The 25,483-nt window shown below is 64.4% G+C and carries 21 protein-coding genes and 1 pseudogene; 10 read left to right on the forward strand and 12 right to left on the reverse strand.

Annotation, left to right across the window (positions count from 1 at the left end):
• Positions 1–12: 12 nt before the first annotated feature.
• The 5 genes from HMPREF3227_RS08050 to clpB form a co-directional block, all read right to left on the reverse strand.
• Positions 13–699: a TrmH family RNA methyltransferase gene (locus HMPREF3227_RS08050; RefSeq protein ID WP_066488915.1), complete on the reverse strand. Its 687-nt coding sequence runs from the start codon at positions 697–699 to the stop codon at positions 13–15.
• A complete protein-coding gene (gene pyrE, locus HMPREF3227_RS08055; protein WP_066488910.1) occupies positions 692–1,246 on the reverse strand; it encodes an orotate phosphoribosyltransferase in 555 nt (184 codons plus the stop codon). The genes HMPREF3227_RS08050 and pyrE overlap by 8 nt, the downstream gene beginning before the upstream one ends.
• 99 nt (positions 1,247–1,345) lie before the next feature.
• Positions 1,346–2,851, reverse strand: a complete 1,506-nt coding sequence (locus HMPREF3227_RS13765) for a hypothetical protein (RefSeq protein WP_231732339.1) — start codon at positions 2,849–2,851, stop codon at positions 1,346–1,348.
• Positions 2,852–2,918: 67 nt separating this feature from the next.
• A complete protein-coding gene (locus HMPREF3227_RS08065; RefSeq protein WP_066511979.1) occupies positions 2,919–3,779 on the reverse strand; it encodes a sulfurtransferase in 861 nt (286 codons plus the stop codon).
• A gap of 58 nt (positions 3,780–3,837) precedes the next feature.
• Positions 3,838–6,390: an ATP-dependent chaperone ClpB gene (gene clpB / locus HMPREF3227_RS08070; RefSeq protein ID WP_066511981.1), complete on the reverse strand. Its 2,553-nt coding sequence runs from the start codon at positions 6,388–6,390 to the stop codon at positions 3,838–3,840.
• Between the two features lie 209 nt (positions 6,391–6,599).
• On the opposite strand from clpB, the gene HMPREF3227_RS08075 reads away from it, so the two are divergent.
• From HMPREF3227_RS08075 to HMPREF3227_RS08090, 4 genes and pseudogenes are all read left to right on the forward strand, one after another.
• A complete protein-coding gene (locus HMPREF3227_RS08075) occupies positions 6,600–6,980 on the forward strand; it encodes an MmcQ/YjbR family DNA-binding protein (RefSeq protein ID WP_066511984.1) in 381 nt (126 codons plus the stop codon).
• Between the two features lie 84 nt (positions 6,981–7,064).
• Positions 7,065–7,208: pseudogene (locus HMPREF3227_RS08080) on the forward strand (alkane 1-monooxygenase); the annotation flags it as partial.
• 13 nt (positions 7,209–7,221) lie between these two features.
• The gene (locus HMPREF3227_RS08085) at positions 7,222–8,364 is read left to right on the forward strand and encodes an FAD-binding oxidoreductase (protein ID WP_082750306.1); all 1,143 of its coding nucleotides are present in this window, start codon (positions 7,222–7,224) and stop codon (positions 8,362–8,364) included.
• 32 nt (positions 8,365–8,396) lie between these two features.
• The gene (locus tag HMPREF3227_RS08090; protein ID WP_066511986.1) at positions 8,397–8,888 is read left to right on the forward strand and encodes a carboxymuconolactone decarboxylase family protein; all 492 of its coding nucleotides are present in this window, start codon (positions 8,397–8,399) and stop codon (positions 8,886–8,888) included.
• 15 nt (positions 8,889–8,903) lie between these two features.
• On the opposite strand, the gene HMPREF3227_RS08095 is transcribed toward HMPREF3227_RS08090, so the two are convergent.
• Positions 8,904–9,707, reverse strand: a complete 804-nt coding sequence (locus HMPREF3227_RS08095) for a carbon-nitrogen hydrolase family protein (RefSeq protein WP_066511987.1) — start codon at positions 9,705–9,707, stop codon at positions 8,904–8,906.
• Positions 9,708–9,799: 92 nt separating this feature from the next.
• On the opposite strand from HMPREF3227_RS08095, the gene HMPREF3227_RS13320 reads away from it, so the two are divergent.
• Both HMPREF3227_RS13320 and HMPREF3227_RS08100 read left to right on the forward strand, forming a co-directional pair.
• Positions 9,800–10,051, forward strand: a complete 252-nt coding sequence (locus HMPREF3227_RS13320) for a hypothetical protein (protein WP_141628663.1) — start codon at positions 9,800–9,802, stop codon at positions 10,049–10,051.
• The gene (locus HMPREF3227_RS08100; RefSeq protein WP_066488880.1) at positions 10,048–11,157 is read left to right on the forward strand and encodes an alpha/beta hydrolase; all 1,110 of its coding nucleotides are present in this window, start codon (positions 10,048–10,050) and stop codon (positions 11,155–11,157) included. The genes HMPREF3227_RS13320 and HMPREF3227_RS08100 overlap by 4 nt, the downstream gene beginning before the upstream one ends.
• On the opposite strand, the gene HMPREF3227_RS08105 is transcribed toward HMPREF3227_RS08100, so the two are convergent.
• Positions 11,154–12,674 (reverse strand): acetaldehyde dehydrogenase ExaC, encoded by a 1,521-nt coding sequence (locus HMPREF3227_RS08105; RefSeq protein WP_066511990.1) that lies wholly within the window; start codon positions 12,672–12,674, stop codon positions 11,154–11,156. The two genes, HMPREF3227_RS08100 and HMPREF3227_RS08105, sit on opposite strands and share 4 nt — an antisense overlap.
• 694 nt (positions 12,675–13,368) lie before the next feature.
• Here HMPREF3227_RS08105 and HMPREF3227_RS13880 point away from each other — a divergent pair.
• Together HMPREF3227_RS13880 and HMPREF3227_RS13885 are read left to right on the forward strand one after the other, a co-directional pair.
• A complete protein-coding gene (locus HMPREF3227_RS13880) occupies positions 13,369–13,872 on the forward strand; it encodes an Abi family protein (protein WP_197429511.1) in 504 nt (167 codons plus the stop codon).
• Positions 13,857–14,309: an Abi family protein gene (locus tag HMPREF3227_RS13885; protein ID WP_197429512.1), complete on the forward strand. Its 453-nt coding sequence runs from the start codon at positions 13,857–13,859 to the stop codon at positions 14,307–14,309. The genes HMPREF3227_RS13880 and HMPREF3227_RS13885 overlap by 16 nt, the downstream gene beginning before the upstream one ends.
• A gap of 121 nt (positions 14,310–14,430) precedes the next feature.
• Here the strand turns inward: HMPREF3227_RS13885 and HMPREF3227_RS08120 are convergent, their stop codons facing one another.
• From HMPREF3227_RS08120 to dnaK, 4 genes are all read right to left on the reverse strand, one after another.
• The gene (locus HMPREF3227_RS08120; RefSeq protein WP_066488858.1) at positions 14,431–14,847 is read right to left on the reverse strand and encodes a heat shock protein transcriptional repressor HspR; all 417 of its coding nucleotides are present in this window, start codon (positions 14,845–14,847) and stop codon (positions 14,431–14,433) included.
• A 15-nt stretch (positions 14,848–14,862) separates the two neighbouring features.
• A complete protein-coding gene (gene dnaJ / locus HMPREF3227_RS08125; protein WP_066488847.1) occupies positions 14,863–16,053 on the reverse strand; it encodes a molecular chaperone DnaJ in 1,191 nt (396 codons plus the stop codon).
• A gap of 152 nt (positions 16,054–16,205) precedes the next feature.
• Complete coding sequence (gene grpE, locus HMPREF3227_RS08130; RefSeq protein WP_066511996.1) at positions 16,206–16,925, reverse strand: nucleotide exchange factor GrpE; 720 nt, start codon at positions 16,923–16,925, stop codon at positions 16,206–16,208.
• Entirely contained in the window at positions 16,925–18,778 is a 1,854-nt protein-coding gene (dnaK, locus tag HMPREF3227_RS08135; protein WP_066488835.1) for a molecular chaperone DnaK, read from the reverse strand. Before dnaK ends, grpE begins: the two co-directional genes overlap by 1 nt.
• A 667-nt stretch (positions 18,779–19,445) precedes the next feature.
• Here dnaK and HMPREF3227_RS08140 point away from each other — a divergent pair.
• Together HMPREF3227_RS08140 and HMPREF3227_RS08145 are read left to right on the forward strand one after the other, a co-directional pair.
• A complete protein-coding gene (locus HMPREF3227_RS08140; protein ID WP_066511998.1) occupies positions 19,446–22,949 on the forward strand; it encodes a bifunctional proline dehydrogenase/L-glutamate gamma-semialdehyde dehydrogenase in 3,504 nt (1,167 codons plus the stop codon).
• Positions 22,950–23,034: 85 nt separating this feature from the next.
• Positions 23,035–24,498, forward strand: coding sequence for an AI-2E family transporter (locus tag HMPREF3227_RS08145; protein ID WP_066512001.1), 1,464 nt, complete (start codon positions 23,035–23,037; stop codon positions 24,496–24,498).
• Positions 24,499–24,677: 179 nt separating this feature from the next.
• On the opposite strand, the gene HMPREF3227_RS08150 is transcribed toward HMPREF3227_RS08145, so the two are convergent.
• A complete protein-coding gene (locus tag HMPREF3227_RS08150; protein WP_066512058.1) occupies positions 24,678–25,274 on the reverse strand; it encodes a nucleosidase in 597 nt (198 codons plus the stop codon).
• Positions 25,275–25,483 lie beyond the last annotated feature (209 nt).

Below are 25,483 nucleotides of genomic sequence, written 5' to 3' on the forward strand. Positions count from 1 at the left end.
CTATACCGCTTGTTACCACGCGCGAGACAGATCAGCGTGCTGGCGGATCCACGCATGCATGGCGATGCCCGCCGCCACGCCCGCGTTAATGGAGCGCGTCGAACCGAACTGCGCGATGGAGCATGTCATCACGGCGTTATCTTGTGCTTCGGCGCTCACGCCGGGGCCTTCTTGGCCGAAAAGGAGCAGGCATTTTTCGGGCAGTTCCGCGGTCTCCAGCGGCACCGAGCCGGGCGTGTTATCGATGGCGACGACGGTCACACCGTGGTCGTGTGCCCATTCGATGAGCTCCCCCACCGTGTCGTGGTGCATGAGGTGCTGATAGCGGTCGGTGACCATGGCGCCGCGGCGGTTCCAGCGGCGACGACCCACAATGTGCACCGTATCGACCGCAAACGCGTTGGCGGTGCGCACGACGGTGCCGATATTCGAGTCGTTTTCGAAATTCTCGATCGCGATGTGCAGCGGATGCCGCCGGGTATCGATGTCCGCGACGATCGCCTCGCGCGTCCAGTACCGGTACGCGTCGACGACGTTGCGGTGGTCACCGTCCGTGAGCAGCTCCGGGTCGTAACGCGGATCGTCTGGCAGCGGGCCCTCCCACGGGCCTACGCCATGACGGCCTTCGTTCCACTCGGTAGGGCCACGGCCCTCGGCGTACGGGTTCGCCGCGCTTTCCGATGCCCCCGGCTTAGGCAAGGCCCAGATCCTCGAGACCGAGGAGGAAGCGGTACTCCAGGCCCTCGGCCTTGATGACGTCCGCGGCGCCCGTTGCGCGGTCGACGACGGTGGCAACGCCCACGACCTCGGCACCGGCGTCGCGCAGGGCGGCGACGGCGGTAAGCGGCGAGTTGCCCGTGGTCGTAGTGTCCTCAACAACGAGAACCTTCTGGCCCTTAACGTCGAAGCCCTCGATGCGGCGCTGCATGCCGTGCTTCTTCGCTTCCTTGCGCACGACGAACGCGTCGATGTCGCGACCGTCTGCATGCATGATGGAGGTCGCAACCGGATCGGCGCCCAGGGTCAGGCCGCCGACGGCGACGTAATCCCAGTCCGCGGTGAGCTGGCGCAAGAGCGAACCGATAAGGCGGGAGGCCTCGTGCTGCAGCGTCGCGCGACGCAGGTCGACGTAGTAATCAGCTTCCTTGCCCGAGGACAGCGTGACCTTGCCGTGGACGACGGCGAGTTCCTTTACCAATTCCGCCAGGCGGTCCAGCTTGGCCTGATCGAGTTCACGTGCGGTCATGAGCGCTCCTTTGATTACGTCTGCGAGTGGTCTGTGTACAGCTTACTTCGACCGCCCGCGGCGTTTCGTGGCGGTCTCCGAGTGTTCTTAGTCGTCGTTTTAGTCGTCGCCAAAGATGCTCGACTTGCCGTCGAGGTAGCGGCGCACGCGCGGGGCGCGCTCGTCGATGTCGGGGTGGTCCTTACCGTCCGCGATGGCGTCGACCTCGTCCGCGCCGAGCGCGGTGAGCTCGACGGGACCGCGGACGTCGGAGGTCACGCGGCTAGGCATGGGCACGGGTTCCTCAGGGCGCTCGACGGGCGGGTACTCGAATTCGTCGCGTTCCGGCGCCACGAGGGCTGGGCCGCTGGCCAGGGTGACAGCCTCCTGCTCCATCGAGCGGGTGGGGTCCCCATCGCCGAGGCGCAGTACCTGCGCGGCCTGCGAGCGCGGCGGTAGGACGCGGGCGCAATCGGCGAGCAGCGCCAGCGGTGCCTGCATGGCATCCCACTCGACGGCGCGGGCGTCCTTGGTCATCTGGGCGAGCACCCATTCGGACTCCATCCACACCGCGGTGACCTCGTGCGGGAAGGAGTCGAGCGCCGTGCGCACGCGGGCGTCGATAAGACGCTCAGCGACGGCGGCATCAGAGGCGTAGACGCTAAAGCCCTGGGCCTCGAAGGCGGGAACGAGATCATCTGCGCCGGTGTCCTCGAGCGCGCCAGTGCGGCGGAAGTCGACGACGATGTCCGAGGCCGCGCCGGTGCGCATGGCCATAACGTTGACGCCGCCGATGTCCATGAGCAGCATCTCGTGGCCCAGCACGCGGCCGGCCACCACGTCGTGCGGCGCCGCGCCACCTGCAGCCGCGCCGCGGGTGAATTCGTCGACGAGGTACTCGTCCTGCTTCGCGAAGTCATAGTCACGCGCCGCAGCCCAGGCACGCCGCTCACGGGCCACGGCACCGGGCAGGCTTCCCAGCAGCGAGCGACGACCGCGGATGAGCTCGGGTTCGGATGCGGTGTCTTCGGCGTCCTCAGCGCCGTCCCCGAGGTCGCTGTCGAGGTTGCTGTCCTCGTTGTCTTCTTCGTCGATGCTCTCGGTGTTGTCGGTGGCGTCGTCGGCGACAGCGTTCGTATCGGAAAAGTCGGCGTCGTCCGGCTCGGGCTCCGCCGAGTCAGAGGACTCGGAATCGAACAGGGCTCCGTCAACGTCGTGGTCAACGTCATCGTCGTCCGTCCAGGCGGCATGGCGGCCATGGGTCGGAGCGGGATCGGCGTCGATGATGGGGGTGGGTTCTTCGGAAACCTCGGCGGTGTTGTCGTCCTCGTCCTCGGCTTCCTCGGTTGCCTCGGTCTGCTCAGCCTGCTCGGCCTCGGTGACGGGCGCGTCGCTCGGTGCGTCCTGGAGGCCGTGGGAGTCGTCGGACCACTCGCCGAAGAAGTCATCGTCTTCAGATTCTGTTGCTTCCTCTGGGGCGGTTGCAGCGTCGCGGGCCTCGGCGGACGCGCCGGAGACGGCGGGGCGCTGAGCGGGGGCATCGGAAGCCGGGCGACCGGACAGCCACCACAGGTAGGCGCCGGCGCCGCCGGTGAGGAGCGCAAGGAGGAGAAGTATGACAGCCATTAGTGCCTTAGTCTACGTCCCCTGGTGCGCTCCTGGGCGTTAGTTGCTGCGTGTTCGTCCCCGCGTGTTAGTCGCCGCGCTCGGCAGGGTTGTCGCGCACGGCGGACCACTGGGACCAGCCGCCCACGAAGTGGCGGGGGCTGGGCAGGCCGGCGATTTCTAGGGCGGCGATGGCCAGCGCGGAGTGGTTGCCCGAGCCGGAGTAGATGATGGCCTTGTCGATGGTGTCGAGGTTGACCCCGGCGGTTTCAAAGACGGCGCGGATTTCTTCCGGGGACTTCCACAGCCACGTCTCGTCGTCCACATGGAGCTCACGCTCCGGGACGTTGATGGCCCCCGGAATGTGACCGGCCTTGAGGTCGAGAGGCTCGCGGCGGCCGGTAAAGCGGCTGGGCGAGCGGGTATCGATGAGCTGGACTTCCGGGTCCGGGTTCGCGAGATGCTCCTTAACCTCGTCGATCGTGGCGGTGGGCATGCCGCCGGGCACGACCACGAGGTTGGAGTGCAGCGGCAGGTTGCCGGGGCCGGTCAGCGTTTCCAGCCCGGCGCGGCGCCAAGCCGCAAAGCCGCCGTTGAGGAGGCGGACGTCGCCCACGCCAGCCCAGCGCAGCGTCCACCAGGCGCGGCCGGCGAAGAGTCCGCGGCCGTCGTCATAGATGACGACGGGGTACTCGGCGCGCAATCCGAGGCGTTCAAACCAGTTCTGGAGTTTGTCCGGATCCGGCAGGGGGTTGCGGCCCACGCGGGAGCCGGGGGTGCCGGCAAACGCGAGGGCGGTGTCAGCGAAGTGGGAGGTGGGGATGTGGAGCGAAGAAAATTGGTTGAACGCTGCGCCCGCGGTCGGTGCCCACGTGGTGTAGACGACCGTGGAGCGCTGGCCTTGATAAAGATGATTTTTCAGGTCTTGAGGAGAAACCGCAATGCTCATGCCCCCACAGTGTAGGGACATGAGCGAAGGGTTGCCGGACACGCGGCGTCGGCGCAGGTTAAGCGCTCAGCGTGAGCGCTTCACCATCCGCGGCGCGGTCGACGTGGACCGTGTCGCCGTCGGCAATCTCACCGGCGAGCAGGAGCTTGGCGAGCTTGTCGCCGATGGCCTGCTGGATAAGCCGGCGCAGCGGGCGTGCACCGTAGGCCGGGTCGTAGCCGCGCTCGGCGAGCCAGGACTTGGCCTCCGGCGTGACGTCCAGGGTGAGGCGGCGGCCCGAAAGGCGTGCGCCGAGGGCGCCAAGCTGGATGTCCACGATGCCGGCGAGCAGCTCCGGGGACAGCGACTCGAAGACCACCACATCGTCGAGACGGTTGATAAACTCCGGCTTGAAGGCGTGCTTGACGGCCTCCATGACCTGCTCTTCCGTGCCACCTGCACCCAGGTTGGACGTGAGGATGATGACGGTATTGCGGAAGTCCACCGTGCGACCCTGGCCGTCAGTAAGCCGGCCTTCGTCGAGTACCTGGAGCAGCACGTCGAAGACGTCCTGGTGGGCCTTCTCGACCTCATCGAAGAGGACGAGGGTGTACGGGCGACGGCGGACCGCCTCCGTGAGCTGGCCACCAGCGTCGTAGCCAACGTATCCCGGAGGGGCACCGACGAGGCGCGCAACGGAGTGCTTCTCGCCGTACTCGGACATGTCAATGCGGACCATGGCCGACTCATCGTCGAAGAGGAACTCCGCAAGCGCCTTGGCCAGCTCCGTCTTACCCACGCCAGTGGGGCCAAGGAAGAGGAAGGAGCCGGTCGGGCGGTTCGGGTCGGCGACGCCAGCGCGTGCGCGACGCACAGCGTCAGACACGGCGGCGACGGCGGCTTTCTGCCCCACGACGCGCTCGCCCAAGACGTCCTCCATGTGGAGGAGCTTCTCGGTCTCGCCCTGGAGCATCTTGCCGGCGGGGATGCCGGTCCATGCAGAGACGACCTCCGCGATGGTGTCCGGGGTGACTTCCTCGGTGAGCATGGTGTTCTTATGCTCTGCCGATGCCGCCTCGGCCTCGGCCAGCTCCTTCTCCAGCGGCGGGATCTTGCCGTAGTTGATCTCGGAGGCCGCGGCGAGGTCGCCGTCGCGCTCCGCGATCTCGGCCTGGCGGCGCAGCTCGTCGAGCTGCTCCTTGATGGCCTGGACATCATCGATGGACTTCTTCTCGTTCGCCCAGCGCGCCTTGAGCTCGCCCAGCTTTTCACGCTCGTCCGCGAGTTCCTGCTGCAGCTTGGCCAGGCGGTCCTGGCTGGCGGCATCAGACTCCTTCTTCAGCGCGAGTTCCTCGATCTCCATGCGGCGGACAATGCGCTCGAGCTCGTCGATCTCCTGCGGCGAGGAGTCAATCTCCATGCGCAGGCGCGAGCCCGCCTCGTCGACCAAGTCGATGGCCTTATCCGGGAGGAAGCGGTTGGTGATGTACCGGTTGGACAGCTCCGCTGCCGCGACCAGGGCAGAGTCCTGGATGCGGATGCCGTGGTGCACCTCGTAGCGCTCCTTCAAGCCACGGAGAATACCGACGGTGTCTTCGACAGAGGGCTCGGCAGCGTAGACCTGCTGGAAGCGGCGTTCAAGCGCGGCGTCCTTCTCGATGTACTTGCGGTACTCGTCGAGCGTCGTCGCACCCACGAGGCGCAGCTCACCGCGGGCGAGCATGGGCTTAATCATGTTGCCCGCGTCCATGGAGCCCTCGCCGGTCGCACCGGCGCCCACGATGGTGTGGAGCTCATCGATGAACGTAATGATCTGGCCGTCCGAGGCCTTAATCTCGTCCAGCACGGCCTTCAAGCGCTCCTCGAATTCGCCGCGGTACTTCGCACCGGCGACCATAGAGCCGAGGTCCAAGCTAATAAGAGTCTTGCCCTTGAGCGACTCCGGGACGTCACCCGCGACAATGCGACGGGCAAGGCCTTCCACGATGGCAGTCTTACCGACGCCGGGCTCGCCGATGAGCACCGGGTTGTTCTTCGTACGGCGCGAAAGCACCTGCACGACGCGGCGAATCTCCTGGTCACGACCAATAACCGGGTCAATCTTGCCCTCGCGGGCACGCGCCGTGAGGTCCGTCGAGTACTTCTCGAGGGCCTGGAACTGGTCCTCGGGGTTCTCGCTCGTCACCTTGGCCGCGCCACGCACGGACGGGAAGGCACCCTTGAGCGCCTCATAGGTCGCGCCGCGGCTCGTCAGCAGCTCCGAGGCGTCCGTCTTGGAGCCGGCGATGGCTGCGAGCAGCACCTCCGTCGACACGTATTCATCACCCAGCTCGCCCGCGAGTTCCTGCGCGCGGGTGAGCACGTTAAGTGCGTCGCGGTTAAACTGCGGGTTCGCCATCCCAGCGCCCTCCGCCTTGGGATAGCCGTCGACGAGGGCCGCGGCCTCCTTGGCCACGGTGCCCGCGTCCACGCCAGTAGCGCGGAGCACGGGGGCGGCGATGCCGTCTTCCTGGTTCAAAATAGCGGCAAGCAGGTGCGCCGGACGGATATCCGGGTTGCCGTTACTCGAGGCGGTCTGCAGCGCCTGCTGCAGAGCCTCCTGAGTCTTCGTGGTGGGGTTGAAACCGCTCATGGTTTCCTCCTGTTTCTTCTTTCGTCTCTTCCTGATATATCTGCCGTTCCCGGCCGTTGTGCCACCCCACTCTAGGGGCTTCACTGTCCATAACGCAGCCAAAGTTGAGTTTGTTCCACTCAAGTTGAAAATTCTTAAAAGTTTTTCCTGCTCGCCCTTGAGTGTGGATCACGCAACTTTACCCCTACCTGGGGTAGTACCCTACAATCATGAGCGATGTAGCCCCCGTATTCAGCCACGCCCAGTCCGCGGCACTCGAGCTGCCCGGCACACAACTCACCCACCCTTTCGGCCCCGCGTGGGACGTGTGGAAGATCCAAGGAAAAGTCTTCGCGCTGCTCACCGAGGAAGCCGGAAAGCCCATGGCCATCGTAAAGTCCGATCCCCTCATCGGCGAGAGCCTGCGTCTCGAGTTCCCTCTCATCACGCCTGGCTATCACATGAATAAGAAGCACTGGATCACCCTCGTGGATGGCCTGCCACCGGAGGTTATCCGTGAGCTGGTCACCGAGTCCTACCGCCTCGTCGTGGCCAAGCTCCCCCGCCGCCTGCGCCCCATCGACCCAGAGACCTTTGGCCGCCGGCGGTAGTCAAAGGCCGCGACATTATCACTACTGCGCTGCATAAACACACCTCATACGCTTTTGTACCCTAACTAACCTTATGCACGTACCGATACCCTGCTCATCACCGTGCCCACCGGCATGGGCGTCGACGTCAACGTGAAGATCCTCGAGAACTTCGCCACGCACGTCGCGCCGGCCCTGGGCTGGAAGCCGAATACGGAAGGCCCGGTGACGGGTTACCCGATCGACTAATACACTGCTAGATATGCAACATCTGGCAGACCTCATCCTAGAAAATCCCTCGGCATTTCGTGACCGCGTGCACGAGGATTTCTACACCAGGATTCTCGAGGCCCGCCAGATTTTTGGTTTTCGCATGGCCGAGACCCACGTGGACATGGCTCCGGCCCTCGCGTGGTACGTTCAGCACTGCTCGGAGGATGGCGTGCCCAACGCGCAAGCGCGCGAGCGCATTGCTTTCCTCGGCCGCGACCACCGCCGCCACGGCTTCCCTCCCGCGGCCTTCGCCGCGTTCTCCCAGTCCCTCATGGCGGGCCTGAAGCCCTTTGAGCTTTCCGATGCCGCCTCCCGCGCCGCCCAGCGCGCCTTCACCGAGCTCGCCGCCCTGCTCTCCGGCGCCGCCGAGGAGGCTGACCTCGCAGGCACCCCGCCGGCACACCAGGCACAGGTCGTCGACGTCGTCCGACCCAACCGCGAGCTCGCCCTCGTGCGCCTCGAGACCGCCATGCCCATTGACTTTGCGCCCGGTCAGTATTTCCCGGTGACCTCCAAGTTTTTACCCGGCACCTGGCGTCACCTCACCCCGGCCGCACCCTCGACCTCCACAGGCCAGCTCGAATTCCACGTGCGCGGTGTGGGGGATGCCTCGCGCACTCTTGCGCGCGCCCAGGTGGGCGACACGTGGACCCTCGGCGCGCCGCGCGGCGAGTTCGCGCACACGCTGGGCGACGGCGAGTACCCCGTCTTCCTCTGCTTCGGCACCGGCTGGGCGGCCGTGCGTACCTGGCTCCTCGCCCAGGTCGAGGCCGCCATCGAGACCCCCGCCGACATCGAGTGCTCGCTCTACTCGGTGGCGCCGAGCCCCGGACATCACTACGACACGACGGTGCTCGACAACCTGGCCGCACTCAACCCGGACATGCGCGTCCATCTCCTCGTCGACGCCGCGGAGGACCCACTCCTCCTGGGCGCGCCCGAGCCTGACGTCTACTGCGAACCCACCAATGATCCTGTCATGACCATGCTCTCACGCGAGGACGCCCACGGCTCCCGCTTCATTCTCGTGGGTCCCGAGGTCCGCGTCACGGACGCCGCCGCGAAGCTGCGCGCCGCCGGCATCACCGCCGTCGAGGAACACCCCTGGGGACGAACGAGTCACAGTTTCTAGCCTGGCGCACCGCGCGAATTTACACTGGATTTATGACTGAAAATAATTCACGTATCCAGCTGCGTTCCGCCATGCCGGAGACCTCCCGCGCGCAATACGCCGTCACGGACACCATCATCGCCCGTGCCACCGAGCTCGGCATCCCCCGCGCCGTCCTCGAGCTCGCCTTCGTCCGCGTCTCACAGGTCAACCGCTGCGCGTACTGCACGGACGTCCACTCGCGGCTCGCCACGAAGTTCTACACCGAGGCTGGAGAATCTGCCGAAGACATCACCCGCAAGTTCGCCCTCGCTCCCAGCTGGCGCGAAGCCGCTGGCGTGTACACCGACCTCGAGCGCGCCGGACTCGACATCGCCGAGGCTGTCACGAGCGTCGAGCACGGCGCCCTTCCCGACGAGGACTATGACCGCCTCCGCGCGCAGCTCGGCGATGACGTCCTCGCGGTATTCCTCATGGGCTGCATCAACATGAACGTCTTCAACCGCATTCACCTGTTCTCCCACACCGTGGTGGGCCAGCCCTAAGCAGCGGTAACAGCTCTAGAGAATAGGCAGCGCCTTACGCGCCTTCTCCACCTCTGCCATGTCGAGGTCGGCATAGAGGATCTCGTCCTCGTAGCCGGCCTCCTCAAGCCGCACGCCGGTGGGGCCCACCACAACGCTGTGCCCCAGCCCCGTCGGCCCCGAGGCCTCGCCCGCCGCAGCTTCGCCGCCCGGGCGCGACTGACCCGCCGCCACGATGTAGCTCGTGGAATCCAGCGCACGCGCCGCCGAGAGCAGGCGCCATTGCTCGCGCTTGCCCGGACCGTCAGCCCAGCTAAACGGCACGGCGATGACCTGCGCACCCGCGCGCGCCAAGTCTCGGAACTGCTCGGGGAAGCGCACGTCATAACACGTCGCCACACCCACCGTCACGCCGTCAAGGTCAAAAGTGACCAGGTCCGTGCCCGGTCGCACGGTATCTGATTCCTTGTAATCAAAAGCGTCATACGTGTGAATCTTGTCGTAGCCGCGATGGATCCCAGGGCCAGTGATGAGCGCGGTATTCGAGACGCGATTGATAGTCTTCCCGTCACGCTCGACGGCATCGGCAGGCCGGAACATGCCCGCAATGACCGTGACCTCCAACTCCTCAGCCACCTCGCGCAGCCCCGTGGCGAAGGGGCCATCAAAGTCGGACGCCTGGGTGTCGAGACGCCCGGAGTCGAAGTTCTGCGCCGTCGCTTCCGGCAGCACGATAAGCCGCGCGCCCTCACCGGCAGCGCGCCGGATAAGCTCCGTGGCGCGCTCCAGGTTGCCGTTCGTATCTCCAGTGGACGTAAATTGCACAGCTGCGACCTTCATGGTTGCCCAATGTAATGGGCAGCCGGTGAGTTATCCACAGATTTCTTCTTTCGCCCTTGCCAGATGGCGGCGCACCCCGTAGTTGTGAAGGCATGATCTACTTCACTGATAACGCACCACAGCACCTGTCCACTCTGCGCAGCCACCACTTCACGCCGCACTTTCCTACCACGGGAGGCCCGCACACCTCCCGCGCCTTAGCCACCGTCGCCGCTCGCTGGTCGTCAGCGATTAGCCAGGCTGAGACTGCTCGCGGGGCACACCTCGACGCCCTCGAACGCCTACTTACTGATATCCGAGTCGGCGACGAAGCACTCGCCGCGCGCTTAGGAGACCTCCCATGAGCCCCGCGCGTTCCTTGGCCACCGCCGCCACCCAACTCGACTCCACCTCCTCTCACCTGCACGGATACACAGTGGAGTGGCGCCATCATGCGGATGCCCTATTTTTGGCAACAGCTGGCCCCGCGCCTGAAAGCGCACGCCACAACGTCGAGCTCGCCCGCGCGTCCCTCGAGCAACCACGCGCCGAAATGGCCGCCGTGGCGGGAGTCCTCCGCAGCTACTCCCCACTAGAAGACCTCCTCGAACCGCTTGCCGATGGCCTCGCCCCCGGGCTCGCGGGCATCGGCGAGGCGCTCGACTGGATGTGCGCCCGTGAGATCGCGGCGCTCTGCTCGGACACCACAGCCGAGCCACCCCAACGTCTCGAGGACTTCGAGGGCCTCTCACTCGAGGGAATTCATGAGATTCATCTATCCAGCGCCCCAGCACACGTCATAGCTTTGGCCGAAGCCAACCCCGATCTGCTCATCCTCGAGGCCTCCGAGGGCAGGTTCGCCGCCCTCGTGGATCCGACCTCCGCCCGCACGCAACCGTCGTCCATCACCACGTATATCCCCGGCACCGGGTCCTCGAATCCGGCGAGCTGGCAGTCTCACATCGACAATGCCCGAGCGCTCGCCACCGCGACGGGAAGCCCGGCCGTCGCGTGGGTGGGATACGACGCGCCGCCGCGAGTACCGCTGGCCACCCGGCGCGCTCCCGCGGAGAAGGGGGCCCGCGCGCTCACCCGTTTTCACCGCGCGCTGCGTCGCCGCTTCCCACGCGCGCACCATATCGTGGTCGGCTATTCGTATGGCTCGACGGTCGCCGGCTACGCCGCACGCGACGGCATGCGCGCCGACGATCTCGTCTTCGTGGGTAGCCCCGGTGCCGGCGTCCATCGCGCCGACGAACTTCCGGGACGCGTGTGGTCCGTGACGAATGCGGACGATCCGATCCGCTATTCCACGGGTCCCGTGGGCGGCGTCCACGGGACCGATCCCAGCACGCCGTGGTTTGGAGCCGACCCCGTGCCCGGAACGCAGGGAAGGCCGGGTGACCATTCCAGCTATTGGTCAGACCCGGCCTTCTTTGAGGGCGTGGGAGCTATCGCCCGGCGCTACTAGAACAGGCCCGCTGGCTGCTCGCTGTAGGAGACCAGAAGGTTCTTGGTCTCCTGGTAGTGAGCGAGCATCATGAGGTGGTTCTCGCGGCCGATACCAGACTCCTTGTAGCCGCCGAACGCGGCGTGCGCCGGGTAGACGTGGTACTGGTTCACCCACACGCGGCCTGCCTGAATGTCGCGACCAGCGCGGTAGCAGATGTTTGCATTGCGCGACCACACACCAGCGCCCAGGCCGAAGTTCGTGTCATTCGCAATCTGAATGGCCTCGTCGTAGTCCTTGAAGGTCGCGACGGAGAGGACCGGACCGAAGATCTCCTCACGGAAGATGCGCATGTCGTTCGTGCCCTTGAAGACGGTCGGCTCGATGTAAAAGCCGTTGTCCAGGCCCTCCACCTTATTCACGTGGCCACCGGTGAGGACCTCCGCGCCCTCCTTCGGGCCGATCTCCAGGTACTCGGTGATCTTGTCCATCTGCTCCTGGGACGCCTGGGCACCCATCATGGTCTCTGTGTCGAGCGGGTGGCCAATCTTGATCTTCTTCACGCGCTCGATGGCACGCTCGATGAACTTGTCCGCGATGGACTCGTGGACGAGCGCGCGCGACGGGCAGGTGCAGACCTCGCCCTGATTGAGGGCGAACATCACGAAGCCTTCGACGCACTTCTCGAGGTAGGTGTCATCCTCGTCCATGATGTCCGGGAAGAAGATGGACGGGGACTTGCCGCCCAGCTCAAGGGTGACCGGAATGAGCTTGTCGGCAGCAGCCTTGTTGATGATCTTGCCCACCGGGGTCGAGCCTGTGAAGGCGATCTTTGTGATGCGGTCCGAGGTGGACAGCGCCACACCGGCTTCCTCGCCGATGCCGTTGACGATGTTGACGACGCCCGCAGGGAGCAGGTCGCCGATGAGCTCCATGACGAAGAGGACGGAGGCCGGGGTCTGCTCGGCCGGCTTCAGGACGACCGTGTTGCCTGCGGCGAGCGCCGGCGCCAGCTTCCATGCCGCCATGAGGAGCGGGAAGTTCCACGGGATGATCTGGCCCACGACGCCGAGCGGCTCGTAGAAGTGGTAAGCGACGGTGTCCTTGTCGATCTGCGACAGGCGGCCTTCCTGGGAGCGCAGGGCGCTCGCAAAGTAACGGAAGTGGTCGACCATGAGCGGGATATCTGCGGCGAGCGTCTCGCGCACGGCTTTGCCGTTGTCCCATGTCTCCGCGACGGCAATCTTCTCGAGGTTCTCCTCGATCCGATCCGCGATCTTGAGCAGGATGTTGGCGCGCTCGGCGGGCGAGGTGTGGCCCCAGGTCTCAAAGGCCTTCTCTGCCGCATCGATGGCGAGGTTGATGTCTGCTTCCTTGCCACGCGCAACCTGGCAGAAGACCTCACCGGTGATCGGCGTGATGTTGTCCATGTACTCACCGTCGGCCGGGGCAACCCACTCGCCACCGATGTAGTTGTCGTAGCGGTCGCGGTAGGTGACGATGGAGCCTTCAGTGCCGGGATCTGCGTAGCGGGTCATGGTGGTGTCCTTTCGAAGCGGAGGCGTCGCCACAATTCTTTTCTGTAGTGAGCTACGCCATATCGGATTGAGTTACCCAACAGTAACTGAAATGACTTAACTACCGCCACAACTCCGGCACTACTACTTTGCGAAGCTTTGCAAGGATCCCCCACCCATGAATATTCACGCTGTTCACACGACATCCAACCCCAACTCAACGGGGGTATTCCAATCGGCTGGCAGGAATCAAAAACACCCGAGCGCCCCTCCTGTTGGCTCAACAGAAAGGGCGCTCGAGTGTGCTGACGTGGCGTACTGCGCTAGTGGCTGCGCTTGCGGCGCGGGGTCCACATGACCACAGAGGTCGACCGCGGAACGTGGACGAGTTCGCGACCCGTCGAAGTGCCCACTCCCCTTGAGCACCTGCGAATCCGGACGAGCCACCTGGAAGATCGTTGTGGCAGCCTTGACACGATTCCTGCCCCTAGAGACCGGCATGAGACTGCCTAGATTGAGGGCAACCATTCAGCTCGACTTAACCCCTGTTAAAAGTGGGCCGGGACTCTCATGTGGAGACACCAGCTTCGACACGTAAGGTTGACCAAGCAGCCACGTTGACGTACCGTAAGAAGCGATAGATCCTCGGTCAGGCCTCTAATCCCGCAAGGGACAATGCACAAATGACCGGGGCCTTTCACATTCTAGGAAGCTCATGGTCAAACACTGGCTCAGTTACGGCGAACAAATCACGCTGCTTCAAGAACGCGGTTTGAACGTCGCTGACACCGCATCAGCAGCCGAATTTCTATCTCGCGTAAACTACTACCGTCTTTCGGGATATTTCCGTTATTGGCAAGTTGACCCAATGGCAGGCAACAATCGCTTCCTCGATGGTTCCTCCTTTGAAGATATTCAGAGGCTCTACGAAGCCGAGCAAGACTTGGTTGCAGTATGCGATGAAGTTCTCCACCCGATCGAGGTCCTTCTGAGAACCCGGTTCGCCTACTATTACGCACAGCGGGTCGGAACGATCGGAACGTTCGCCCGTGGTGACGGGTTCACGCAATCGCCCGATCCTAATGACGAACGTGTCGAAGAACATGCGCTGGCGAATTTAGATCGCAGCAAAGAGACCTTTGTGTCTCACTACCGCGATGACTCAAAACGGGCAACGCTTACAGCATCGATGCCTATGCGCGCATGCCCATCTGGGTAGCGGTTGAGGCCTTCTCGTTTGGCAGTCTATCCAGGCTTATTGAAGCTTCAAGCAAGTCCGGAGTGCTGCACGACATGGCAGCGTCGATGAACGTTTCTCCAACTACGCTGCCAAGCCAAGTCCGGTCATTCGTCTACTTGCGCAACCGCAACGCCCACTGTGCGAAGCTGTGGAACCATGCGGTCCTCGACCGTCCAGGACTCCTGCCTAACATCGTACGACGAGTCGAACGAAACCACCGTCAGTTCAGTGATCACTCGATCTACAAGATCTTCGTAGCGCTTGACCAGGTCGCCACCAAGACCGGTCTCCAGCATGATTGGCTCGCCAACCGCGTCGAGCCAATCCTTGCCACGCATCCCCTTCTTGCCGCAGGCATCGCAACCCCAGCCCGCTACGGAGAAATGTCGACGCAACTACTCACCACAGACCACTAGCACCACACCGTCCCGCCTACGACATCCCACTCAAAATAGACGATGAAACCACAAGCACCCGAGTGCCCTCCTGTTGAGCCAACAGGGAGAACCCTCGGGTGCAGCGAGCTGGCGTGCGACACTAGCGGCCGCGCTTGCGGCGCGGGGTCCACATGACCACGGAGGTCGACCGCGGAACGTGGACGAGCTCGCGGCCCGTCGACGCAGACGAGGAGCGGGCACGCAGCTCGCGGACTTCCTCAAGAAGCGCGTCGCGCTCGGCGAGAAGCTGGTCGCGTTCCTCGGTGAGCTCGATAATCGACTTAATGCCGGCGAGGTTGACGCCTTGCTCCTGGGACAGCTCCTGGATGTGGCGCAGCAGCTCGATGTCTCGGTCAGAGTAGCGGCGTCCGCCGCCGCGCGTGCGGGCCGGGGACACCAGACCCATCCGGTCGTACGTGCGCAGGGTCTGCGCATGCATTCCGGAAAGCTCCGCAGCGACGGAGATAACGTACATCTTCTTCGGTGCCTCGCGCGGACCGTCGGTGGAATTAGCCATCACTGCTCACCTGCCTTACTTGTTGCCCGCCCAGTCGGCGCGCGGGTTAAAGCCGGAGTCGCGCTCAGCCTGTGCGTAGGTGCGCAGAGCCGAGGTGGCTGCGGCATCGAGCGTCGAAGGGACCTTGACCTGGACCGTCACCATGAGGTCACCCGGTGTACCGGAACGGCGCGTGATGCCACGGCCACGCACGCGCAGCGTGCGGCCATCCGGAGTACCGGCGGCAATCTTCACGCGCACCGGCTGGTCGAGCGTGGGCACCGTGATGGTGTCACCGAGGGCCAGCTCCGCAAAGGACACGGGGACCGTGATGTGCAGGTCGTCGCCGTCACGAGTGAAGACCTTGTCCGGCTTCACGGACACGCTCACAAAGAGGTCGCCCGCGGGAGTGCCGTTGGGGCCTGCCTCGCCTTGGCCGGCCAGGCGCACCTTTTGACCGTCGATGACGCCGGCGGGGATGCGCACGGTGATCGAGCGGGTGCGGCGCACCGTTCCGCTGCCGTTGCAGTCCGGGCAAGGATCCGTGATCTTCTGGCCGGTGCCGCCGCAGTCGGTGCACGGCTGGGAAAACCCGAAGGTGCCGCGCTGCTCCGAGGTAAACCCGGTGCCGTCACAGCGTGAGCACTTCTGCTTCTTGCCGGAGCGGGAGCCAGAGCCATGGCACGTGGTACACGGCGCGTCGCCCGTTAGTTGGAGCGGAAGCGTCGTCCCTTTCGCCGCTTCTCGGAATTCAAGGGTGACGTGCGTTTCGACGTCCGCCCCCCGCGACGGGCGAGCTGTTCGGCCAGCACCACCGCCGCGGTTGAAAACGCCACCGAAGATATCCCCAAGACCACCGCCGCGAGGCGCTCCTCCAGCGTGTCCGAAGATGTCCGAGAGGTCGAAGTCCGCTTCGAAGCCTTGCCCCGGCGCCGTGCGAAACCCGCCGGGAAAGCCGGCGCCTCCCGTCCCAAAGCCGCCGCCGCGTGCGACCATAGCCTTGAAGTCGTCGTATTCCTTGCGGGTCGCGGCATCAGCGAGGACCTCGTGGGCCTCGGCGACGGCCTTGAAGCGTTCGAGCGCCTCCGGATTATCGGGATTAGCGTCCGGGTGGTTCTCGCGGGCCAGCTTGCGGTAGGCGCGCTTGATCTCCTCCGGGGTTGCGGATGAGGAGACCCCCAGATCCGCGTAATAATCTTTCTCTGCCCATTCAGGTTTCACGCTCACTGGGCATCTCCTCCTTTCGTGTTGGTCGCCGGCCCACACCGGCGTGGTGTCATTGTCAACGTGTGTTCTAAAGCTCTAACTAAAAATCTAAAAGGTGCGGATACACCGCGGGCGCCGGATAACCATTGGTGTGGCCCCGGCGCCCCAGCGTTCTACTCCGCGTCAGTCGCTGACTCAGCCGACTCGGCCGGGTCCGCGATAATCACCATGGCGGTGCGGATGAGCTTCTCGCCCACCCGGTAGCCCTGGCGCAGGACGGTCCCGATGACCTGCTCGGAACCGGAGGAGAGATCCTGGACTGCCTCGTGAATCTCCGGGTCGAATGCGTCGCCCTCCACGCCGAAAGCTTCCACCTTCTGAGCGGTGAGCACGCCCACGAGCTTGTCTGAGATGGACTTGAGCGGGCCATCCTCCAAGTCGCCGTGCTGGCGAGCCAGCGCAAGGTCATCGAGGATGGGCAGGAACTGCCCCAGCACCTGCGCCTTAGCGGTCTCAATGACCTGGGAGCGCTCGCGCTCCGTGCGGCGGCGGTAGTTGGTGTACTCCGCGTTGAGACGCTGCAGGTCCTCGGTGCGCTCGGCGAGCTGCTCCTCGACCGTCGGCTCAGCAGAAGCCTCGGCGTCGGAGGCGGCATCGGCAGCCGCGGCCTCAGCCTCTGCGCCGTCCTCGGTGGCGTCGAGGTCAGCCTCGACGTCGGCGAGGGCCTCTTCGAGGTCGGACTCGAGCGTGGGGTCAAGCTCCTCAGCGGAACCGCTAGCCTGGGCGGCGCGAGCCTCCTCGGCAGCGGACTCGGCGCGGTCGGCCGAGGTAGCCTCGGGGTCGGTGTGCTCCGGGTCGCCGGGGTTGTCCGGCATTCCGTTGTGGTCAGCCATTACTTGTTGTCCTTACCTTCGGTGTCCTCGTCGACAACCTCAGCGTCGACGACGTTGGGGTCTTCGTCAGCTCCTGCCGACGCGCCAGCGTCGGCAGCGGCGGCCTCGGCAGCCTGAGCCTCGTAGATCTGCTTACCCATCTCCTGGGACTCGGTGTTGAGCTTCTCCACGGCGGACTTGATGGCCTCGATGTCCTCGCCCTTGAGGGCCTCGTCGACGGCGTCGGCAGCCTCGGTGACCTTGGTCTTGACGTCCTCAGAAACCTTGTCTGCGTTCTCGTCAAGGAACTTGCGAGTCTGGTAGGAAGCACCCTCAGCCTGGTTGCGGACCTCCTGCTCCTCGCGGCGCTTCTTGTCCTCCTCAGCGTGCTGCTCGGCATCCTTAATCATGCGGTCGATCTCCTCCTGGGAGAGGCCGGAACCATCCTGGATCTTGATGGTGTTTTCCTTGCCAGTGCCCTTGTCCTTCGCGGACACGGAGACGATGCCGTTGGCGTCGATGTCGAAGGTGACCTCAATCTGCGGCACACCGCGCGGGGCCGGGGCGATGCCGCCCAGCTCGAAGGAGCCCAGCAGCTTGTTGGCCGAAGCCATCTCGCGCTCGCCCTGGAAGACCTGGATCTGGACCGACGGCTGGTTGTCCTCAGCCGTGGTGAAGGTCTCGGACTTCTTAGTCGGGATGGTGGTGTTGCGCTCGATGAGCTTGGTCATCACGCCACCCTTGGTCTCGATACCGAGGGACAGCGGGGTGACGTCGAGGAGCAGCACGTCCTTGACCTCGCCGCGCAGAACGCCAGCCTGCAGGGCAGCGCCGACGGCAACGACCTCGTCCGGGTTCACGCCCTTGTTCGGCTCGCGACCAGTCATCTCCTTGACCAGCTCAGAGACGGCCGGCATACGGGTGGAACCACCCACGAGGACGACGTGGTTGATGTCCGACAGGGACAGGCCAGCGTCCTTGATGACCTGGTTGAACGGCGCCTTAGTGCGGTCGAGCAGGTCCTGGGTGATCTTCTGGAACTCGGTGCGGGACAGGGTCTCGTCGAGGAAGAGCGGGTTCTTGTCCGAGTCGACCGTGATGTACGGCAGGTTGATGGTGGCGGACTGGGAGGAAGACAGCTCAATCTTGGCCTTCTCCGCGGCCTCGCGCAGACGCTGCAGGGCCATCTTGTCCTTGGTCAGGTCAATGCCGTTGGCGTTCTTGAATTTCTCCACCAGCCAGTCGACGATGCGCTGATCCCAGTCGTCACCACCGAGCTGGTTGTCACCGGCGGTAGCCATAACCTCAACAACGCCGTCACCAATCTCCAGCAGGGAGACGTCGAAGGTACCGCCACCAAGGTCGAAGACCAGAATGGTCTGCTCCTGCTCGCCCTTCTCCAGGCCGTAGGCCAGAGCAGCGGCGGTCGGCTCGTTGACGATACGCAGGACGTTGAGGCCCGCAATCTGGCCGGCTTCCTTGGTGGCCTGGCGCTGGGAGTCCTCGAAGTACGCCGGGACGGTAATGACGGCGTCCGTGACGTCCTCACCGAGGTACGCCTCCGCGTCGCGCTTCAACTTCATGAGCGTACGAGCGGAAATCTCCTGCGGGGTGTACTTCTTGCCGTCGATATCCACAGTCCAGTCGGTGCCGATGTGGCGCTTGACGGAGCGGATGGTGCGGTCAACGTTGGTCACAGCCTGGTTCTTGGCAGACTGGCCAACGAGGATTTCGCCGCCGTTCTTCGCGAATGCGACGACGGACGGGGTGGTGCGAGCACCTTCAGAGTTAGCGATAACAGTCGGCTCGCCGCCTTCCAGAACGGAAACGACCGAGTTCGTGGTGCCGAGGTCAATACCTACTGCGCGTCCCATAATGATGTTCTCCTTCTACAGGTTTGTTGTGTATTCATCGTTTCGGGCTGCCCCTTAAGCCTTAAGGGTTGACCCGGCGTGACTCAACTTCGCTGGAGTCCTTGCGCCACTCTAACAGAAGTCCGCGACTCGAAGGTAGAACCTTGAGCGCCCGTCACTCAACCTACACAACGGTACGACTTCCGAAGTTGTTCCCATATGACTCAACTTTCTTTCAAATTTCCCCATACCCGCAGGTAAAAAGCAAAAAATATTTTTCCACTTGCGCCAAAGAACCCGGTTACCCCCGCCCGCGTGAATGGGTTGACGACGCCCAACGCGAGCGCTATTTTTTCTCATCAAGCGAGATAGATCACGGAACGCACCCAGGTTAGAGGAGCGTCACATGACAGCTCGCGCGGTGCCCGGCATAAAGCCCACGTTGAAACCCCAGGCATAAGGACCCGGTTAAAGCCCGGCTTCAGGCCCCGGCACCTCGTACCTACAAGGGCGCACGCACCCGTGAGGCCCCCTCAAGTGCACCACCACATATTTTCTTCTTCGGACCCGACTCGCCCCGGGCCACGGCACACCAGCCGCGAGCCAGAGGCAGGGACGTGTCTGAGCACCGTGTGTCGTGCTTTCGAGGGTTCGGCCACGGTGAGCATGACTGAGAGGTACTGTCACTATGACCAGCCAGAATTCTTCTTCCCCTGCCTACACCCGCCTGCCGGAATCCGATGATGTCGACGCCGTCGTCGAGGCCGCCGTCACCCGCGCCCACGAATTCCTCAACGCCAGCGCGGACGAGCAAGACAAGGGAACCGAGCAGCTCGCCAGCCTGCTGCGGGATTCCGATGGCGTGAACTTCACCATGGACTTCGTCGACCGCGTCATGCGCCCGGAGGACAACGCCGTGGCCGCCGACGCCCTCAAGGACGTCACTAGCCGCTATGACGCGCGCTTCCTGGGTCTTATCAACGGCACGCTCGTGGGCCTGGGTGGCTTCTTCGGTCCGATCCTCCCGAGCCTCGTCATGCCGCTCGCGCGCCTGCGCATGCGTCAGATGGTGGGCCACCTGGTCCTCGACGCGGAGTCGGACGCGCTGGACAAGATGCTCGACAAGGCCGCGGCGTCCGGCGAGCACTTGAACCTCAACTTACTCGGCGAAGCCGTCCTCGGCGAGGACGAGGCCCGCTCGCGCGCAGCGCGCACCCTGGCACTCATCCAAAACCCCAAGGTCACGTACGTCTCCGTCAAGGCGTCTTCGATGGTGGCGCAGCTCAATCCTTGGGATATCGATGGCTCGGTTGAGCGCTTGAAGGAGCGTCTGCGTCCGCTCTACGAAGCCGCGGTGGCGCGCAGCCCGCACGTCTTTATCAACCTGGACATGGAGGAATACCACGACCTCCACCTCACCATTCGCCTCTTCAAGGAGCTGCTCAGCGAGCCGGAGTTCCACAACCTCGAGGCCGGCATCGTGCTCCAGGCCTACCTGCCGGATACGTTCGAGGCCCTGGAGGAGCTCGCGGAGTTCGGTGTTGAGCGCGTCGCCAAGGGCGGAGCGCCCATCAAGATCCGCATCGTCAAGGGCGCGAACCTCTCCATGGAGCACGTCCAGGGCGAGATCCACGGTTGGAAGGTCGCCACCTACGAGGACAAGGCGCAGGTCGACGCGAACTACTACCGCCTGCTTGACTACATCGTGCGCCCGCAGTTCGCGGACGCCGTGCGCATCGGCATCGCCACGCACAACCTGTTCACCGCGGGCATGGCCTACGAGCTCGCCACCAAGCGCGGCGTGCTGCGCATGCTCGACTCGGAGATGCTCCAAGGCATGTCCCCGGCACAGCAAGAAGCGGTCCGCACCCGCTTCGAGGGCCGCCAGATTCTCTACACCCCGGTCGTCCACGCCGAGGACTTCGACGTCGCCGTGTCCTACCTCGTGCGCCGCCTCGAGGAAAACTCCGCGTCCCAGAACTTCCTCTACGCGCTCTTCGCGCCGGACCAGAAGCAGGCCCTCGCCGATCAGGAGCAGCATTTCCGGACCGCCGTCGCCGAGCGCTGGGAGACTTTTGCTGGCCCGAAGCGCACCCAAGATCGTGTCGATGAATCGACGAACAAACAAGGACGCCAGGCCCCACGCACCGGCCGTTTTACCAACGAGCCGGACACGGATCCGGCCCTGCATGCCAACCGCCAGTGGGCACAGGAAGCGCTCACCACCAACCCAGGCGAGCACGGCATCGAAGAGGTCACCGATCCCCAGCAGGCTGTCGCCGCCATCGCGACGGCCAAGGCGCTGGCGCCCGAGTGGGGTGCGAAGACCGGCCACGAGCGCGCGGAGGTCCTCGACACCATCGCGGACAAACTGGCGGACCACCGCGGGGACTTCATCTCCGTCGCCGCGTGGGAGGCTAACAAGACGGTGACGCAGACGGACCCGGAGGTCTCCGAGGCCATCGACTTCGCCACCTACTACGCGCAGTCCGCACGCTTGCTTGACGATGCCCGCTCGATCTTTACCCCGAACCAGGTCACCGTCGTCACCCCGCCGTGGAACTTCCCGGTGGCCATTCCGGTGGGCGGCATACTCTCCGCGCTCGCAGCGGGCTCGGCCGTCATCATCAAGCCGGCGCCGCAGGTCGTCCACTGCGCCAAGGTCGCGGTCAGCGCCATCCACGAAGGCCTGCGCGAGCACGGCCTCGATACCAGCCTGGTCCAGCTTGTCCTCACCGACGAAGGCGAGGCCGGCAAGGCACTCATCTCCCACGAGGACGTCGACGCCGTCATCCTCACCGGCGCCTCGGACACCGGCGCGCTTTTCCGCTCCTGGCGCCCGGAGATGAACCTCATGGCGGAGACCTCCGGCAAGAATGCGCTCATCATCACCCCGGCCGCGGACCCGGACCTGGCCATCGCGGATCTCTACAACTCGGCGTTCGGCCACTCCGGTCAGAAGTGCTCCGCCGCCTCCCTCGTCATCTTCGTCGGCGCCGCAGGCACCTCGCAGCGCCTGCGCACGCAGCTTATCGATGCCGCCAAGACCCTTAAGGTCGGCCCCGGCCACGACATCACCACGACGATGAACGGTCTCGCCGAAGCTCCCGGTGAGAAGCTCCTGCGCGGCCTCACCCAGCTGGAGCCGGGCGAGACGTGGCTGCTCAAGCCAGAAAAGCTCAACGAGGAGGGCACCCTGTGGTCCCCGGGCATTCGCGATAACGTGCAGCCAGGTTCCTGGTACCACCTGAACGAGTGCTTCGGTCCAGTGCTCGGCATCATGCATGCAGACACCCTCGAGCAGGCCATCGCGTGGCAGAACGCCACTGGTTACGGGCTCACCGGCGGCATCCACTCGCTCGACGACAAGGAGATCGAGTACTGGATGGACCACGTCGAGGTGGGCAACGCCTACGTCAACCGCGGGATTACCGGCGCCATCGTCCAGCGCCAGTCCTTCGGCGGTTGGAAGAAGTCCGTCATGGGTCCGGGTGCCAAGGCCGGCGGCCCCAACTACGTCCCGCAGATGGGCACGTGGTCCGACGGCGAGCTCCGCGTCCACGACGTCGACATTCAGGCCCCGGTCAAGGCCCTGCTCGCCCAGCTTCCCGATGCCCTCAGTGAGGAGGACATCGCCTGGCTGTGGCGTGCCGCCGAACTCGACCAGCTCGCGTGGCAGGAGGAATTCGGCCGCGAACACGACCGCGCAGGTCTCGTCTCCGAAGCCAATATCTTCCGCTACCGCCCAGTGCTCGAGCCGCTGCGCATCCGCATCGGCTCCGGCTACGCGTTGCGTGACGTCGTCCGCCATGCCCTCGCCGGCGCCCTCCTCCGAGCCGAGTTCGACGGAGTCCACTTCGGCAACGTGGAGCCGCGTTTCTCCGCGACGCCGGAGATTGCGGCTGAGCTGGCGGAACGGGGCATCGGCAAGCTGGGCGTCACGGTCGCTGCACAATCGGACGAGGACTTCGCCCGCGAGCTGGCCCACACGCCGTCTGCACGCGTGCGTGCCCTCGGCGCCGTCGCGGACGATGCCCGCACGGCCGCGGTGGAGTCCAATTCGGTCATCCTCGACCAGCCGGTGCTTGCCGATGGCCGCCGGGAGCTCCTGCCCTACCTCCTGGAGCAGGCAGTTTCGGTGACCATGCACCGCTTCGGTATCATCCGCTCGGTCGCTGGCATCGCGCGTTAAGCGCGCCTGCGGCGTGCCATAGACGCACGCTGTCCTGCCCCAACTTTCTGCCCTTTCTGCAGGAGGTTGGGGCATTTGTGGCAATATGGGACGGGTGAGTTCTGACAAATCCCAAGAAAATACCTCCACACAGGCACACGGCACCGCCGTGCCGCAGGCAGCCACGGGTAGCCAGGCAAAGATTGCGCAGCCACTCGTCGCTTCCGACGCCGAAGGCATTGGCGCCGATGTGCCCGATGCCCTTGCGCACGACCGCAAGACCGCCGTCATCCACCACGACTTCAAGTCGATGGCGTCGTTCTCGTGGCGATTCATTGTCATCGTCGCGGCCATCGCGCTCATCGGCTACGTGCTCAAGTTCGTGTGGGCAGGCCTCCTTCCCGTTATCCTCGCAATTCTGGTCTCCACGGTGCTCTACCCCGTCACCGCCTTTATGCGTACGAAGTGGCGCTTCCCGGGTGCGCTCGCCGCGGCGACAACGCTGGTGGGCTTCTTCGTCATCGTCGGTGGCATCTTCGTCGCCATGGCACCGACCGTCAAGGAACAGAGCGGCCAGCTCTTCTCGCAGGCCGAGGAGGGCATTAACAAACTCGTTGACATGACGGACCAACTGCCCTTCAACGTCGACCAGGCACAGATCCAGTCCGTGGTCGATGACGTCACGAACCTCATTAAGAACCAGGCCTCCAACATCGCTGGCGGCGTGCTCTCTGGCGTGTCCACGGTGAGCTCCATCGTGGTCAACCTCGTCATCATGCTCTTCCTCACCTTCTTCTTCATCAAGGAAGGCGAGAAGTTCCTGCCCTGGCTGCGCAAGTACGTGGGCCACTCCACTGGCTGGCACATCACGGAGCTGTCCAACCGCATCTGGAAGACGCTCTCCGGCTTCATCCAGGCCCAGGCCACCGTCGCCTTCGTCGACGCCGTCCTCATTGGCGCCGGCCTATGGATCATGGGCGTGCCGCTGGCCTTCGTCATCGGCGTCGTCACGTTCTTCGCCAGCTTCATCCCTGTTATCGGTGCCGTGACCGCTGGCATCCTCGCCGTCGCCATCGCGCTCGTTTCGCAGGGCTTCACCAGCGCGATTATCGCGCTCATTATCGTCGTCGCCGTCCAGCAGATTGAGGGCAACGTCCTCCAGCCGCTGCTGCAGTCCAAGGCCATGGGCCTGCATGCGGCCATCATCCTGCTCTCCGTGACGGTGGGCTCCGCCCTCGCTGGCATCATCGGCGCGTTCCTTGCTGTGCCCGTCGCCGCGACCATCGGCGTCATCTTCCGCTACAACGCGCTCGTGACCTCCATCCGCTCCGGCGAGGTCGATCCCGCTTCAGCTGAGATCGTCACCGGCGCGCCCAAGCCCGATAAGAAATCGAAGAAGAAGGACGCCACCAAGGCCGAAGATTCCGTCGCTTCCGAGCAGGCTGCCGACGACAACGCCACTGACTCCAGCCCCGACATGGACATCGCCCGCGACATCGAGCGCCTCGCTCCCGACTCCCCGCGCGCCAAGGTGCGCGAGCTCTACCTCGCGATGGCGCCGAGCGCCTAGCACTCGGAGCGCATCTACATACACAAGCGCCCACACCTCGCCTACGGGCGAGGTGATTTTCTTTTTCGTTCCTGCTTCTCCCACGTACAAGCCCACATCAGGCGGGCCAGCTTGCCGATGCCCCCTCCTACAGACTTCCCTGTCCCACCGGGCGTGGTGCAACCGTTGCGAACAACGACCTAAGCCTGCGAAAGGAATCCCGATGTCACGCACGCCTCGTGCAGCTCGTGCGCCGCGCGCGGTAGAGCGTCATCCCACTTGCCCACGCTCGACTCATTAGCTGGATCCGAGACCTGCTTGAGCAGCGTCACCGGCACGCCGAAGCGCTGACAGACCGCCGCGATGGCGTAACCCTCCATGTCGCATAGACCCGAGTCCTGCGCCAGACGCTCACGGGTGTGCGTATCTGAAACGAACATGTCACCCGTCGCCAACCCCTGGACCGGATGGTTGCCGGAAACGGGAATCTCGATGACCTTGGGCAGCAGGTAGCGGTCAATATCGGTGAGGATTTCCAGCTTGAAGTCGTGCTTGGTCACGCGGTCAATCTCGTAGACGCCATCCAGCCCGTCGCGCAGCGCGCCGACCGTGCCAATATTGACCACCCGGCGCGGCAGCGTGCCCTCCTCGCGCGCCACCGTGAGATACTCCGTCAGCGCCATCGCCGCCGGAAGCGTGCCAATACCCGTCACCAACAGCGGAGTGCCCTCCGGCAAGGCCGCGGCTTCCTTGTCTACAGCGGCGACGAAGAGGATCTCGGCCGCGTAGTTTTCCATAGCCTCACTGGCGTTGGGATTAGCGTTGAGGGTTGCATCCATAGTGTCTAAGCGTAGCGGACTAAGTATGCTCGCGACCTCCAAAGAGTGCACAAGCCACACAACCAATGTGATGTTAAACTTTGGGCCAACTGGGGGCTGTCATGCAACTGAAAACGGCCCCAAGGATAACCTCGGGACCGAAATTTCTTTTAATGTGCAGGTGATTC

The sequence above is a fragment of the Corynebacterium sp. CMW7794 genome (genome assembly GCF_001563605.1).
Lineage (GTDB): Bacteria > Actinomycetota > Actinomycetes > Mycobacteriales > Mycobacteriaceae > Corynebacterium > Corynebacterium phoceense.

Excerpts from the sequence above, each read along its gene's own strand:
- HMPREF3227_RS08065 (WP_066511979.1), bottom strand. The coding sequence starts at position 3,779 with ATGAGCATTGCGGTTTCTCCTCAAGACCTGAAAAATCATCTTTATCAA.
- HMPREF3227_RS08145 (WP_066512001.1), top strand. The coding sequence starts at position 23,035 with ATGGGACGGGTGAGTTCTGACAAATCCCAAGAAAATACCTCCACACAG.
- HMPREF3227_RS13320 (WP_141628663.1), top strand. The coding sequence starts at position 9,800 with ATGATCTACTTCACTGATAACGCACCACAGCACCTGTCCACTCTGCGC.
- dnaK (WP_066488835.1), bottom strand. The coding sequence starts at position 18,778 with ATGGGACGCGCAGTAGGTATTGACCTCGGCACCACGAACTCGGTCGTT.
- HMPREF3227_RS13880 (WP_197429511.1), top strand. The coding sequence starts at position 13,369 with ATGGTCAAACACTGGCTCAGTTACGGCGAACAAATCACGCTGCTTCAA.
- pyrE (WP_066488910.1), bottom strand. The coding sequence starts at position 1,246 with ATGACCGCACGTGAACTCGATCAGGCCAAGCTGGACCGCCTGGCGGAA.
- HMPREF3227_RS08075 (WP_066511984.1), top strand. The coding sequence starts at position 6,600 with ATGAGCGATGTAGCCCCCGTATTCAGCCACGCCCAGTCCGCGGCACTC.
- grpE (WP_066511996.1), bottom strand. The coding sequence starts at position 16,925 with ATGGCTGACCACAACGGAATGCCGGACAACCCCGGCGACCCGGAGCAC.
- HMPREF3227_RS08095 (WP_066511987.1), bottom strand. The coding sequence starts at position 9,707 with ATGAAGGTCGCAGCTGTGCAATTTACGTCCACTGGAGATACGAACGGC.
- HMPREF3227_RS08120 (WP_066488858.1), bottom strand. The coding sequence starts at position 14,847 with ATGGCTAATTCCACCGACGGTCCGCGCGAGGCACCGAAGAAGATGTAC.
- clpB (WP_066511981.1), bottom strand. The coding sequence starts at position 6,390 with ATGAGCGGTTTCAACCCCACCACGAAGACTCAGGAGGCTCTGCAGCAG.
- HMPREF3227_RS08150 (WP_066512058.1), bottom strand. The coding sequence starts at position 25,274 with ATGGAAAACTACGCGGCCGAGATCCTCTTCGTCGCCGCTGTAGACAAG.
- HMPREF3227_RS13885 (WP_197429512.1), top strand. The coding sequence starts at position 13,857 with ATGCCCATCTGGGTAGCGGTTGAGGCCTTCTCGTTTGGCAGTCTATCC.
- HMPREF3227_RS08100 (WP_066488880.1), top strand. The coding sequence starts at position 10,048 with ATGAGCCCCGCGCGTTCCTTGGCCACCGCCGCCACCCAACTCGACTCC.
- HMPREF3227_RS08090 (WP_066511986.1), top strand. The coding sequence starts at position 8,397 with ATGACTGAAAATAATTCACGTATCCAGCTGCGTTCCGCCATGCCGGAG.
- HMPREF3227_RS08105 (WP_066511990.1), bottom strand. The coding sequence starts at position 12,674 with ATGACCCGCTACGCAGATCCCGGCACTGAAGGCTCCATCGTCACCTAC.
- HMPREF3227_RS08140 (WP_066511998.1), top strand. The coding sequence starts at position 19,446 with ATGACCAGCCAGAATTCTTCTTCCCCTGCCTACACCCGCCTGCCGGAA.
- HMPREF3227_RS08085 (WP_082750306.1), top strand. The coding sequence starts at position 7,222 with ATGCAACATCTGGCAGACCTCATCCTAGAAAATCCCTCGGCATTTCGT.
- HMPREF3227_RS13765 (WP_231732339.1), bottom strand. The coding sequence starts at position 2,851 with ATGGCTGTCATACTTCTCCTCCTTGCGCTCCTCACCGGCGGCGCCGGC.